The sequence below is a fragment of the Mycobacterium saskatchewanense genome, from assembly GCF_010729105.1.
Classification (GTDB): Bacteria; Actinomycetota; Actinomycetes; order Mycobacteriales; family Mycobacteriaceae; genus Mycobacterium; species Mycobacterium saskatchewanense.
In genome coordinates, this window is the sequence record NZ_AP022573.1 from 1,780,408 (window position 1) to 1,793,639 (window position 13,232).

Genomic DNA, 13,232 nt, shown 5'->3' on the forward strand with positions numbered 1-13,232 from the left:
GACGCGGGTCACCCGCCCAACCGGTCGACCTGCAACGACACGCCGGCGGCCGGGAACCGGGCCAGCAGCGCGTCACCCATCGCGGCCGCCGGCGTCAGCACGCCGCGCAGATCGGAGAGTTTGTCGCGGTCCAGCGCGAGGGCCAGACCGCACTCCCCCAGCAGCACCGAGGTGGCCTTGTAACCGGGGTCGCCCCGCTGCTCCATGCGCGCCACGTAGCGCGCGCCGGTGGTCGTGGTGGTGTACGTCTCGATCCGGTAGAAGCCGCGGTCGCGGGCCGCCGCGCTGGGCCCGGTGCCGGGCTTCGGGACGACGCGTTCCACCAGCTGGCGCGGCAGCAGCCGGAAGTAGCGGCCGCCCAACCCCATCGTCGCGTTGCCGACGCCGCTGAGGACGGCGGATGCCAACGGCGCCAGGGGCGACGATCCGAGGCTCATGCTTTCGGTGTATCGGAACCCCCGTCCGTATGGCCAGCCCATCAACGCGTTGCTGCGGCGCACGATTCGGGTGTTGGCCGGCGCCATCATGAAGCCGCCCGTCCACAAGCCGCTCAGTTCCGGCGCGATCTGGCGGCCGCGGCGCCAGGGCAGGTCGGGCTGACGGCCGAGTTCAGGTTCGGCGGCGCGATCGGTGCTCAAGGTATAGGGGTCGTTCAGCTGCCGGCGCACGTCCGGGTCGCCGGAGGCGGCGTCGAGCACCTCCAGCAGCGACGCGATGGTGCCGCCGGACAACCCGCCGCGCAGGGAGCGGACGACGAAGTCGGTGTCGCCCAGCTCGCCCGCCCCGTCGTGACGCGCCGCCCGGTACAGCGCATAGACGGTCAGATCCGAGGGCACGGAGTCGAAGCCGCACGCGTGGACGATGCGGGCCCCGGTGTCGGCGGCCTGCTTGTGATAGGTGTCGATGCTGTCGCGCATGAACGGCGGTTCACCGGTGAGGTCGGCGTAGTCGGTGCCGGCCGCCGCGCACGCGGCGACCAGCGGCAGCCCGTAGCGGGTGTAGGGCCCGACCGTCGTGACCACGACCTGGGCGCGGGTGGCCATCTCGTTCAGCGTCGACGGCGATGCGGCGTCGGCGGCCAGCAGGCCCCAGGACCGCGCGGGCTCGCCGAGTCCGTCACGGATGGCGCGCAACCGGTCCGTCGACCTGCCGGCCAGCGCTATCCGAGCGTCGCCCGCCGCGGTGGCGAGGTATTCGGCGGTGAGCTTGCCGACGAAGCCGGTGGCGCCATAGAGCACGAGGTCGTATTCACGCGGCGTAACGGTCACGGGCCCCGACGCTACCCGAAGGTGCAGCGGCCGCTGGAGACGAGGAATGCCGGGCCCGAAGGCCCGGCATTCCTTATATGTGCGCGACGGCGGTCAGCCGCGGCGGCCGCAGACCGGCCACGCGCCGATGCCCTGGCTGTGCAGGACGTTCTCGGCGACCCGGATCTGCTCGTCACGGCTGGCGCCGGACGGCGATCCCGACCCGCCGTTGGCGCGCCAGGTGCTCGAGGTGAACTGCAGCCCACCCGAGAAGCCGTTGCCGGTGCTGATCGACCAGTTACCGCCCGACTCACACTGCGCGATGGCGTCCCAGTTCACGCTGTACGCCCTGTGGACGGGGGGCGGCGGCGGGGCATCCGGGGCCGGCGGCGGCGGCACGTTCGGGTCGAAGCCCACCGGCGCCGGCGGCGGCACGTCAGGTCCCGGCGGCGGCGGAACGTTCGGGTCGAAGCCCACGGGGGCCGGGGGCGGCGGAGCGTCGACCGGCGCCAGGGCGTCGGGGACCGCGGGCGGCGGCGGCACGTTCGGGTCGAAGCCCACGGGAGCGGGCGCCGGGGCGTCCGGAGCCGGCGGCGGGGGCGCGTCGGGGACGGCCTCGGCGGGGGGAACGTTCGGGTCAATGCCCATCGGCTCCGCAGTCGCGGTGGCGGCGGGCGCCGTCACCAACGTGCCTGAGATCGCGGCGAGGATGAGCGTCTTGCGGACGTTCTTCAAATTTCTTCCTTTCGCGGTGCGCGCGCGCCAAAGCAAGCCCACGGGCGTGGGCTGAAGGTGCTTGGTATTGCGGAATGGGTGCTCTGGGCCGGGCCGTCTCGTTCGGGCACGACAGCGGGGGCCTGAATGCCCGGCGGGCTATCGCCCACCGGCCGCGGTCGGACTTTCGCCGTCCGCAGCCCCGCACACACGCGGGTCCGTGGATTCAATTTTGTTTAACTAATCGGTAACCCGTTTCGGGCTAACAGGGACCGTACGAGACCCGGCAGCGTTCGTCATCTTCGGAAAGCGGATATCTCGGTTCGATAACGTCTCGGTCACGGCGCCATCCCGCATTTGTCGGCGCAGGTCAGGGCGAGGATTCCGCCACGTGCCCATCCGTCGAAATCGCAACCCAATCGTGAGCCGAATCACGCACATTTTGTGAGCTGGGCCACGACATTTGCGGTCACACATCGCACGGTTTGGTGCAGTCGACGCTCGCTCCCGACGCTGCGGGCCGGGCACTTTAGCGCATGAGGCGGCGCGGCCGTGACTGACACGCCGTCGCGTGTTGTTGCCGCGGCAACGCTGCGAAATGTCTTGCTCAGCAAACCTTTCCCGACCACGGGGGTGGCGCGTCTCCCATCACGCCCGGGTCTGCCACGGCGCCAAAACGTTTCAGCCAAAGATATTGGTGAGCAATGCTTTTGGCAGTCTGGATGTTGATGATCGGCGACCGCGGTTGTGCCACGAGATCCGGCCTTCGGCAGCCGGCGAAAGCCACCACATTTCGTCATTGAGATTTGCCACAAGACGGCGGACCGCCCAACCAGCCGCTCAGTGGGCAGCCGGCCCGTGCAATCCCCGGTCAGGCGGGGATGTGCGCCGCGCCAGTGCATTACAGATCACGACCGGTTTATGGTGCGACGCAATACCGGCCTGACGCGATAATTGAGAATCAGTGATTATCGAATAATTCCGGCGCAGGAACTTACACATGCTTAACGGATAGGAGTTTTCTTCGAGACGTTCGCCGAGCGCGAAGCTACCTGCACGCTCGGCCGGTTCAGACCCGCGACGGGGTCAGCGCTCGCAGGTCCGACTCGGTGTTGACATTGGTCAGCGACCGCGAGTCCGAAGTCACGATGCGCTGAGCGTCCGAACTATCGACCAGGGCGCGCATCTTGCGCTCCCCGGCGGCAACCAGCGCGTCCGCGCGGTCGGCCAGATCGGTCCGGTACACCGCGGCCAGGTAGTGATCCTGCCCGTCCCACGGCAAGACGACCTCGGCGCCCGTCTCGACGGCCATGCGGGTCAGCTCGTCGATGAGATCGGCGGCCAGGAAGGGCATGTCGACGGCGCAGACGAAGGCGAACCCGGCGCCGGCCTCGGCGGCCGTCCGCAACGCCCGGGCGGTGGCTGCCAGCGGCCCGAGGCCACGTAGCTCGTCGCGCACGATCTGGGCTTGCACCGGGGGCAGCGGCTGGCCCTGGGCGGCCATCACCAGCACCGGCTCACAGCGCTGCCTCAGGACGGCGACCACCTGCTCGACCATGGTGGTGGCGCCGGCCCCGCCGGAGGACCCGGGGACTGGCATGCTGGCCTTGTCGCGGCCCATGCGCCGCGATGCGCCGCCGGCGAGAACCACCCCGGCCAGTGAAACTGCGTCGGGCATCAGCTCAGCCACCTTCAGTCGACGGTCCAGGTGTCGCGCCCACGCAACAGTGATTGCAGGGCGCCGGTGTCGAACGGGCTCGACGCCCGCGCGGTGCGGACCTGCGAGCGGGCCGCGTCGTCGTAAGTGGGCCGGCTGACGTTGCGGAAGATGCCAAGCACCGTGTGCTCGAGGTTCTGGTCCGACAGCCGCGACAGCGCGAAGGCATACGCCGAGTCCTCGGCGTGCGCGTCGTGGACCACGATCTCGTCGACCGCCACGTCGGCGGTCTTGGCGACGTCCAGGCCGAAGCCGGACTTCACCACGCAGTACTCGCCGTCGGCGCCGAAGACGATCGGCTCGCCGTCACGGACGTTGATCACGCGCTCCTCGGCGCCCTCCTTGCGCAGGGCGTCGAACGAGCCGTCGTTGAAAATCGGGCAGTCCTGCAGGATTTCGACCACCGCCGCACCGCGGTGCTCGGCGGCGGCCCGCAATACCTCAGACAGCCCGTTGCGGTCCGAATCGAGCGCGCGGCCGACGAAGGTCGCCTCGGCGCCCAGCGCCAGCGACACCGGGTTGAACGGCTGGTCCAGCGATCCCATCGGAGTCGACTTGGTGACCTTGCCCACCTCCGAGGTGGGCGAGTACTGCCCCTTGGTCAGCCCGTAGATGCGGTTGTTGAACAACAGGATCGTGATGTTGACGTTGCGGCGCAGCGCGTGGATCAGGTGATTGCCGCCGATGGACAACGCGTCGCCGTCACCGGTGACCACCCACACCGACAGGTCCTCGCGGGCCAGCGCCAGTCCCGTCGCGATGGCCGGCGCGCGGCCGTGGATGGAGTGGAAGCCGTAGGTCTCGAGGTAGTAGGGGAACCGGCTCGAGCAGCCGATGCCGCTGATGAAGACGATGTTCTCGCGGCGCAGGCCCAGCTCGGGCAGGAAGTTACGGATGGTGTTGAGGATGACGTAATCACCGCAGCCCGGGCACCAGCGCACCTCCTGGTCGCTGGTGAAGTCCTTGGCCTTCTGTGGCTGGTCGGTCGTGGGCACGCCGTCGTTCTTGGTCAGTCGACGGTTGTCGCCCCCGGGCGCCAGCCCGAGATCTGCGCCCGCCAGATTGCCCATCAGGTCGGTCATTCGCTAGCTCCCGCTCCCACCGTTGCCGCCGACATCCGGGCGACCATGGTCTTGTCTTCTTCGATCTCGGCCAGCGTCCCGGCCAGCGCGGCGCGGATGAGGCGCCCGATCTCGTCGGCGAGGAAGGCGACGCCCTGGACCTTGGTGACCGATTGCACGTCGACGAGGTACTTGCCCCGCAGCAGCAACGCCAGCTGGCCGAGGTTCATCTCCGGCGCCACCACCTGGGGGTAACGCCGCAGGACGTCGCCGAGGTTCGCCGGGAACGGGCTGAGGTGCCGCAGGTGTGCGTGCGCGACCTTGACGCCCCTGCGGCGCGCCCGCCGGCACGCCTCCCCGATCGGCCCGTACGAGCTGCCCCAACCGATCAGCAGCAGCTCGGCGTCCCCGGTCGGGTCGTCGACTTCCAGGTCCGGAACGTCGATGCCGTCGATCTTGGCCTGCCGCAGCCGAACCATGAGGTCGTGGTTGACCGGCTCGTAGGAGATGTTGCCCGACCCGTTCGCCGCCTCCAGCCCACCGATGCGGTGCTCCAGGCCCGGCGTGCCCGGGACCGCGAACTGGCGGGCCAGCGTCTCGGGGTCGCGGTTGTACGGCTGGAAGGGCTCGTCCGGCTTGGCGAACGTGTGCTTGATGGGGTTGAGCGTGCCGACGTCCGGGATGCGCCACGGCTCCGAGCCGTTGGCGATGGCGCCGTCGGACAACACGATCACCGGCGTGTGGTACGACACCGCGATGCGCACCGCCTCGATGGCGGTCTCGAAGCAGTCGGACGGCGACCGGGGCGCCAGCACCGCCACCGGCGACTCGCCGTTGCGGCCGTACAGCGCCTGCAGCAGGTCGGCCTGCTCGGTCTTGGTCGGCAGGCCGGTCGAAGGACCGCCCCGCTGGACGTCGATGACCAGCAGCGGCAGCTCGGTCATCACCGCGAGGCCCAGCGCCTCGGACTTCAGCGAGAGGCCGGGTCCGGACGTGCTGGTGACGCCGAGGGCGCCGCCGTAGGAGGCGCCGATCGCGGCGCAGATGCCGCCGATCTCGTCCTCGGCCTGGAAGGTGATCACGTTGAAGTTCTTGTGCTTGGACAGCTCGTGCAGGATGTCCGAGGCCGGTGTGATCGGGTAACTGCCCAGCACGACCTGGATGCCGGCGAGCTGACCGGCGGCGACGATCCCATAGGCCAGCGCGGTGTTGCCCGAGATCTGGCGGTATTCGCCCGCCGGCAGGCTCGCCCGGGAGACCTCGTAGGTGGTGCCGAAAGCCTCGGTCGTCTCGCCGTAGTTCCAGCCCGCCTTGAGGGCCAGCACGTTAGCCTCCGCGACGTCGGGCTTGCGGGCGAACTTCTCCCGGATGAACCGCTCGCTGGTCTCGATCGGCCGTCCGTACATCCAGGACAGCAGGCCTAGGGCGAACATGTTCTTGGCGCGCTGGCCGTCCTTCTTCGAGGCGCCGATCGCCTCGACGGCCCCGAGCGTCAGTGTGGTCATCGCGACGGAATGCACGACGTACTCGGACAACTCGTCGGACTCGAGGGGGTTGGTGACGTAACCGACCTTCGTCAGGTTGCGCTTGGTGAACTCGTCGGAGTTCACGATGACCATCCCGCCGCGTGGCAGGTCGCCGATGTTGGCCTTCAGCGCGGCCGGGTTCATCGCGACGAGGACGTCGGGCCGGTCACCGGCGGTCAGGATGTCGTAATCGGCGATCTGGATCTGAAACGAGGAGACGCCGGGCAGTGTGCCTGCCGGAGCGCGGATCTCGGCGGGATAGTTCGGCTGCGTCGCCAGGTCGTTGCCGAATAGTGCTGCCTCGGAGGTGAACCGGTCACCGGTGAGCTGCATGCCGTCGCCGGAGTCGCCGGCGAATCGGATGACCACCTGCTCGATGCGCTGACGGCTGGACCCGTTATTCGAGGCTCCATTGCGAGAATTCGACTCGTGAGAATTCGACCCGGCGCCGGTGCCGTTCGGATCCACGTCTCAGCCCTCCACTTGTTAACCGGACAGGCACTCCGCGTAGCTTCAGGTTACGCGCCGGCGAAAACTCACCGGCCATCACGGCTTGATGTCACTGGCGGTACCAATTATGGCACCGTTTGTTAGCGTGCATAGCCATCTCAAAGGCCTCCCACGCAGTGAGTTTGCACTCAACACCGATGTCAGCGCGGCGTACTCACGGGTAGGTTCCAAAAGTGTGGCGTTGGTCACGTCCGCGGGTCGGGCGCCGCAAGCCGCCGTCTCGGGCATCGCCAACAAACACAGGACGAAGCCGGCCGCGGCGATCGCGCCAGGCGAGCGAAGGCCCACGAGGTATCCGGCCGCGACGACGATCCATCCGGCCACGGGGTCAGTGCCTGGCCCCTTCGACGACGGTGGCGTTACGCGGTCTTGTCGCGACGCTCGGCGCGAGAGGGCTTGCGCGGCACGATCGTTGGGAGCACGTTGTCCTGCACCGTCTCCTTGGTCACGACGACCTTGGCAACGTCGTCGCGGCTCGGGATGTCGTACATGACGGGCAGCAGGACCTCTTCCATGATGGCGCGCAAGCCCCGGGCGCCGGTGCCGCGGTGGATCGCCTGGTCGGCGATGGCTTCCAGCGCGTCCTCGGTGAACTCCAGCTCGACAGCGTCCATCTCGAAGAGGCGGGTGTACTGCTTGACCAGCGCGTTCTTCGGCTCGGACAGGATCTTCACCAGGGATTCCTTGTCCAGGTTGGTCACCGAGGCGACGACCGGCAGGCGGCCGATGAACTCGGGGATCAGCCCGAACTTGATCAGGTCCTCGGGCATGACCTCGGCGAAGTGGTCCGTGGTGTCGATCTCGGCCTTGGAGCGGACCTCCGCGCCGAAGCCCAGGCCGCGCTTGCCGACGCGCTCGTAGATGATCTTCTCCAGGCCGGCGAACGCACCCGCGACGATGAACAGCACGTTTGTGGTGTCGATCTGGATGAATTCCTGGTGCGGGTGCTTGCGACCGCCCTGCGGGGGCACCGACGCCTGGGTGCCCTCCAGGATCTTCAGCAGCGCCTGCTGAACACCCTCGCCGGAGACGTCGCGGGTGATCGACGGGTTCTCGCTCTTGCGCGCGATCTTGTCGACCTCGTCGATGTAGATGATGCCGGTCTCGGCGCGCTTGACGTCGTAGTCGGCGGCCTGAATCAGCTTGAGCAAGATGTTCTCGACGTCCTCACCCACGTAACCGGCCTCCGTCAGCGCGGTGGCGTCGGCGATGGCGAACGGCACGTTCAGCATCTTGGCGAGCGTCTGGGCCAGGTAGGTCTTGCCACAGCCGGTCGGTCCCAGCATCAGGATGTTGGACTTCGTCAGCTCGACCGGCTCGTGGCGGGAGTCGCGGCTCTTCTCGCCGGCCTGGATCCGCTTGTAGTGGTTGTAGACCGCAACCGCCAAGGTGCGCTTGGCGGTGTCCTGCCCGATGACGTATCCCTCGAGGAAATCGCGGATCTCGACCGGCTTGGGAAGCTCGTCCAGTTTGACGTCGTCGGCGTCGGCCAGCTCCTCTTCGATGATCTCGTTGCAGAGGTCGATGCACTCATCACAGATGTACACACCGGGGCCAGCAATGAGTTTCTTGACCTGCTTTTGGCTCTTCCCGCAGAACGAGCACTTCAGCAGGTCACCGCCGTCTCCGATGCGCGCCATGGTGCTTCAGGGCCTACTTCCTTGTTCGCCGTTCGTCTTGCTCTGCCGCGTGTATCCCACGACGCTACCCGCTAGATCGGGCCAGACGCGACCATTCACGCCGAATCGCGTGCTTGGTATTCGTGGAGTTCATGTCTGTCCGTCTGAACATATAGCCAGACGGCGCCCGGCACTCGCGTAAGACGCGCATTGCGTGTCTTTGGCGTGTCGCGGTCGTTATCCGGCCGAGGCCGCATGCACTCCCACGTTGACCAGGCGGACGCGCCGAATTCCGTCACGCCGAGCGTGAAACTGCGACGATAAATCAGGCCTCAAAGTCAAGTGGTTAGTGCAACAGGGTGTTCAGGCTGCCTGCTCGAGGAGGGCTGCCAGCCGCTGAGCTGGCGTGTCGAGGTCGAGGGTGGGTCGAGGTCGTCGGTTAAGGGTGTCTTGGATGCGTTTGAGGTCGGCTGGGGTGTAGCCGCTGAGATCGCTGCCCTTTTCGAACCAGAACCGCAGCAGCCGGTTGGTGTTCTCGTTGGTGCCGCGCTGCCAGGGCGAATGCGGATTGCAGAAATACACCGGAGTTTTTAGCTGGAGGTGGATGTCTTTCCAGCGGGCCATCTCCGAGCCGCGATCCCAGGTGATCGAACGGCGTAGATGCTCGGGCAATTGGCTCATCGCGGCGATCATCGCGGTAGATACGGTCTCAGCGGTGTGGTCGCCAGGCAGGTGCAGCAGCAAGGTGAACCGGGTCGTGCGTTCGACCAGGGTGCCAATAGCGCTGTTGTTCGGGCCGACGATCAGATCACCTTCCCAATGCCCGGGAACCGCCCGGTCTTCGGCTTCGGCGACCGCTCGGCGATGGTGAACTCCTCACCGCTGCTGTAGACCCCGCTGCGGCTATCGACGTGACCGCGCGACTTGCGGGCCGACCGCTTAGTGGACAAACACCGGTGCAGATCAGCGCGCAGACTGCCACGGGTCTGCACATACAGGCATTGGTAGATGGTTTCGTGGCTCACTGTTGCCAGCTTGTCATCGCGATGATCGCGGGCCAACACATCAGCGATCAGTTTCGGGCTCCACCCCTGGTCCATCCAGGCCTCGATCGCTGCGCATAACGGGTTGTCAATGAGCTTGAAATTCTTCGGCCGGCGAGCCTTCTCAGCGGCCCGCGCATGAGCCATCAGGGCGTGGTAATCCCCGTCGGCGTTGCGATTACGCCGCGTCTCGCGGTAGATCGTGGATCGGTCGCGGTCGAGCCGCTCAGCGATCTCGGCGTCACTGAGGCCGGCATCGCGCGCACGCATGATCTCGACACGTTCTTCGACACTGAGCCGATGACCTCGACCACCGGGCAACGACATGTTGCCCGGTTGGAGTAGACCACGTCGACCCCGTCCGCCAATCTGCACCTTCATTGCCCCAGCCTTGCGCCACCACGCTGCCCCGACGTTGCGCGACACGCCCAGCTGCCGTTCGGCCTCCCACACCGACGTCCCCGAGCAGACGAGATCAAAAAACAGCCAGCGCAACTCCCGCGGAGCCCGATATCCAGTCGGCATTGCAACCTCCAAAACTAGGGATGTTGCACTGACCGTATGAATCTGCCGGCGAAAACCCGCCGTGGGTTCACGCTCGGCGAAAGAGGCGCCGTCAACCGGCGTCAACCGGCTACGCCGTTTGCGCCGACAGCTTCCGGTACTCGAGAACGGTGTCGATGATCCCGTAGTCCTTGGCCTCGTCGGCGGTCAGGATCTTGTCCCGGTCGGTGTCCTTGCGGATCGTCGCGGCGTCCTTGCCGGTGTGGCGGGCCAGCGTCGTCTCCATCAACGTGCGCATCCGCTCGATCTCGGCGGCCTGGATCTCCAGGTCGGAGAACTGGCCCTGGATGACCCCCGACAGCGACGGCTGGTGGATCAGCACCCGCGCGTTGGGCAGCGCCATCCGCTTGCCCGGTGTGCCCGCGGCCAGCAGCACCGCCGCGGCCGAGGCGGCCTGCCCCAGACACACCGTCTGGATATCGGCGCGCACGTACTGCATGGTGTCGTAAATCGCCATCAGCGAGGTGAACCCGCCGCCGGGCGAGTTGATGTACATGGTGATGTCGCGGTCGGGGTCCAGCGACTCCAGCACGAGCAACTGCGCCATGATGTCGTTCGCCGAGGCGTCATCCACCTGGACGCCCAGGAAGATGATGCGCTCCTCGAACAGCTTGTTGTAGGGGTTGGACTCCTTGACGCCGAAGCTCGAGTGCTCGATGAACGACGGCAGGATGTAACGCGCCTGGGGCTGGGTCCGAGGGTCGAGAGGGTTCACTGGGCTTCTCCGTTGGTGATGTGGGCGGCGCGGGTGATGATGTGGTCGACGAACCCGTATTCCAGGGCCTCCGGGGCGGTGAACCAGCGGTCGCGGTCGGAGTCGGCCTCGATGCGTTCGATCGATTGCCCGGTGAACTCGGCGTTGAGCCGGAACATCTCCTTCTTGATGACGTGGAACTGCTCGGCCTGGATGGCGATGTCGGCCGCGCTGCCGGTCACCCCGCCCAGCGGCTGGTGCATCAGGATGCGGGCGTGCGGCAGCGCGTAGCGCTTGCCCTTGGTGCCCGCCGCGAGGAGGAACTCGCCCATCGACGCGGCCATGCCCATCGCGTAGGTGGCGATGTCGCATGGCGCGAGCACCATGGTGTCGTAGATCGCCATGCCGGCGCTGATCGATCCGCCCGGCGAGTTGATGTACAGCGAGATGTCTTTCTCGGCGTCCTCGGCGGCGAGCAACAGGATCTGCGCGCACAGCCGATTGGCGACCTCGTCGTTGACCTCCGAACCCAGGAAGATGATGCGCTCGGACAACAAGCGCTCATAGACCGAGTCCGTGAGGGTGAGCCCCTGCGAGGGCGAACGCATGTCAGTCACGACTGGGTTACCTGCTTTCTCGAAGTTCCGTATGCACCGACCCTAACCAACCGAGCCCTGGTTTGGCGGTCCGCGCTTGCTCTGAAGTGGGCTCGTTCGCTCACAGCGTCACGGCGCGTCATTCCGCCGCGTCGGCGTGAGTCTCCGCTGCGTCGTCCGCGGCGCTTGCCTCGTCGGCCTCGTTGGCCTCGTCGTCTGTCTCACCCACCGGCTCGGCCTCGTCGACCTTGGGGCGCTTGCCGAAGAACTCGCTCGTGTCAATCGTGTTGCCGGCGGTGTCGGTGACGGTGGCCGACTCGACCGCTGCGGCGATGGCCAGGCCGCGCCGCACGTCGCTGTACATGGCCGCCAGCTGGTTGTTCTCCTGCAGGTAGCCGAAGAGCTGCTGCGGCTCGATGCCGTACTGCCGAGACGTCATCACCAATCGTTCCGTCAGGTCGTCCTGGCCGACCTGGACCTGAAGCTCGTCGGCCAGCGAGTCGAGCAGCAGCTGACGCTTGACGTCGGCTTCCGCGGCCGCGCGCGCCTCGGTCTCGAGGTCCTCCCGCGACTTGCCCTGGCCGGCGAGCGCCTCTTCGAACTTGCCCTCGTCGTGGTCGAAGCTGTGCAGCGCGTTGTGCAGCGTGCCTTCGACCTGGGCCTGCACGACGGCCTCGGGCACGGGCACCTCCACCCGTTCGAGCAGGGCCTCGAGCGTCGCGTCGCGGATCTGCTCGGCCTGTTCGGCGCGCTTGACCCGCGCCACCTGATCGCGCAGGCTGGCCCGCAGCTCGTCAATGGTGTCGAACTCGCTTGCGAGCTGGGCGAATTCGTCGTCAGGCTCCGGCAGTTCGCGTTGCTTGATCGATTTGACCGTGACCGTCACCTGGGCGTCCTGGCCGGCGTGTTCACCGGTCGCGAGCTTCGCGGTGAACTCACGCGACTCGTCGACGGACAACCCGATGAGCGCCTCGTCGAGGCCCGCGATGAGGCGGCCGGAGCCGACCTCGTGGGACAACCCCTGCGCGGCCGCGCCGGGCACCTCCTCGCCGTCGACGGTCGCGGACAGGTCGATAGAGACGAAGTCACCGTCGGCGACCGGCCGGTCGACGCCGGTGAGGGTGCCGAACCGCTCCCGCAGGGACTGCAATTCGGCCTCGACGTCGTCGTCCCCGACCTCGATTGGGTCCACGGTGACCTGCAGCTCGCTCAGCGGCGGGAAGATGATCTTCGGGCGGATGTCCACCTCGGCGGTGAAAGCGAGGTCCTGTCCGTACTCCTTGTTGGTGACCTCGATGTCGGGCTGACCGATCGGGTGGACCGCCGATTCGGCGACGGCCTGTCCGTACCGGGCGGGCAGCGCCTCGTTGACGACCTGGTCGAGCATCGCCTCCCGCCCGATCCGGGCCTCCAGCAACTTCGCGGGCGCCTTGCCGGGCCGGAAGCCGGGCAGCCGCACCTGCTTGGCGAGCTCCTTGTAGGCCCTCTTGAACTCGGGCTCGAGTTCGACGAACGGCACCTCCACGTTGATCCGCACCCTGGTGGGGCTCAACTGCTCGACGCTGCTCTTCACGGGTGTGCTCCTCGGTGGTCGGTTCTGATGGCCGCATCTGCGGTGCAGTGCTGGTCGGGGTGACAGGATTTGAACCTGCGGCCTTCCGCTCCCAAAGCGGATGCGCTACCAAGCTGCGCTACACCCCGCGCTGACCTCGCGATCCTACGGCGCCCCGGTACCGGGCTGGCCACCGGCTTTGCCGCGACCGCGAGGACCTCACGGGGCGATCACGAGACCGCGTCGATTAGATTTGATCTTCGCCGCCAGCTACAGTCACGCTCGACTAACACATGCGGGCGTAGCTCAATGGTAGAGCCCTAGTCTTCCAAACTAGCTACGCGGGTTCGATTCCCGTCGCCCGCTCGGAGCTAAGTGTCTGCTCGATA

9 protein-coding genes, 2 tRNA genes and 1 pseudogene are annotated in these 13,232 nt (G+C 67.1%); 1 reads left to right on the top strand and 11 read right to left on the bottom strand.

All coding sequences use genetic code 11. The features are described from left to right. Window positions 1-8 precede the first annotated feature (8 nt). The 11 genes and pseudogenes from G6N56_RS08195 to G6N56_RS08245 form a co-directional block, all read right to left on the bottom strand. Window positions 9-1,268 carry a saccharopine dehydrogenase family protein gene (locus G6N56_RS08195; protein WP_085258013.1) on the bottom strand — a complete coding sequence of 420 codons (1,260 nt, stop codon included), beginning with the start codon at window positions 1,266-1,268 and terminating at the stop codon, window positions 9-11. 93 nt (window positions 1,269-1,361) lie between these two features. Next, window positions 1,362-1,982 carry a transglycosylase family protein gene (locus G6N56_RS08200; protein ID WP_163645096.1) on the bottom strand — a complete coding sequence of 207 codons (621 nt, stop codon included), beginning with the start codon at window positions 1,980-1,982 and terminating at the stop codon, window positions 1,362-1,364. 1,048 nt (window positions 1,983-3,030) lie between these two features. Further along, window positions 3,031-3,639 carry a molybdenum cofactor guanylyltransferase gene (mobA, locus tag G6N56_RS08205; protein WP_085257134.1) on the bottom strand — a complete coding sequence of 203 codons (609 nt, stop codon included), beginning with the start codon at window positions 3,637-3,639 and terminating at the stop codon, window positions 3,031-3,033. A gap of 14 nt (window positions 3,640-3,653) precedes the next feature. Then, window positions 3,654-4,760 (bottom strand): 2-oxoacid:ferredoxin oxidoreductase subunit beta, encoded by a 1,107-nt coding sequence (locus G6N56_RS08210; RefSeq protein ID WP_085257133.1) that lies wholly within the window; start codon window positions 4,758-4,760, stop codon window positions 3,654-3,656. After that, window positions 4,757-6,733, bottom strand: coding sequence for a 2-oxoacid:acceptor oxidoreductase subunit alpha (locus G6N56_RS08215; protein WP_085257132.1), 1,977 nt, complete (start codon window positions 6,731-6,733; stop codon window positions 4,757-4,759). Before G6N56_RS08215 ends, G6N56_RS08210 begins: the two co-directional genes overlap by 4 nt. Window positions 6,734-7,134: 401 nt before the next feature. Then, window positions 7,135-8,415 carry an ATP-dependent Clp protease ATP-binding subunit ClpX gene (clpX, locus tag G6N56_RS08220; RefSeq protein WP_085257131.1) on the bottom strand — a complete coding sequence of 427 codons (1,281 nt, stop codon included), beginning with the start codon at window positions 8,413-8,415 and terminating at the stop codon, window positions 7,135-7,137. 342 nt (window positions 8,416-8,757) lie between these two features. Beyond that, window positions 8,758-9,962, bottom strand: a pseudogene (locus G6N56_RS08225) (IS30 family transposase). 109 nt (window positions 9,963-10,071) lie between these two features. Beyond that, complete coding sequence (gene clpP2, locus G6N56_RS08230) at window positions 10,072-10,716, bottom strand: ATP-dependent CLP protease proteolytic subunit ClpP2 (RefSeq protein WP_085254966.1); 645 nt, start codon at window positions 10,714-10,716, stop codon at window positions 10,072-10,074. Continuing rightward, window positions 10,713-11,303, bottom strand: coding sequence for an ATP-dependent CLP protease proteolytic subunit ClpP1 (clpP1, locus tag G6N56_RS08235; protein ID WP_085254965.1), 591 nt, complete (start codon window positions 11,301-11,303; stop codon window positions 10,713-10,715). Before clpP1 ends, clpP2 begins: the two co-directional genes overlap by 4 nt. Window positions 11,304-11,430: 127 nt before the next feature. Continuing rightward, window positions 11,431-12,864, bottom strand: coding sequence for a trigger factor (gene tig / locus G6N56_RS08240; protein WP_085254964.1), 1,434 nt, complete (start codon window positions 12,862-12,864; stop codon window positions 11,431-11,433). 51 nt (window positions 12,865-12,915) lie between these two features. Beyond that, window positions 12,916-12,992 (bottom strand) — tRNA-Pro (locus G6N56_RS08245). Between the two features lie 146 nt (window positions 12,993-13,138). Between G6N56_RS08245 and G6N56_RS08250 the strand changes: the two genes are divergently transcribed. Continuing rightward, a tRNA-Gly gene (locus G6N56_RS08250) sits at window positions 13,139-13,209 on the top strand. Window positions 13,210-13,232: the final 23 nt, after the last annotated feature.

Excerpts from the sequence above, each read along its gene's own strand:
- mobA (WP_085257134.1), bottom strand. The coding sequence starts at position 3,639 with ATGCCCGACGCAGTTTCACTGGCCGGGGTGGTTCTCGCCGGCGGCGCA.
- G6N56_RS08210 (WP_085257133.1), bottom strand. The coding sequence starts at position 4,760 with ATGACCGACCTGATGGGCAATCTGGCGGGCGCAGATCTCGGGCTGGCG.
- clpX (WP_085257131.1), bottom strand. The coding sequence starts at position 8,415 with ATGGCGCGCATCGGAGACGGCGGTGACCTGCTGAAGTGCTCGTTCTGC.
- clpP1 (WP_085254965.1), bottom strand. The coding sequence starts at position 11,303 with ATGCGTTCGCCCTCGCAGGGGCTCACCCTCACGGACTCGGTCTATGAG.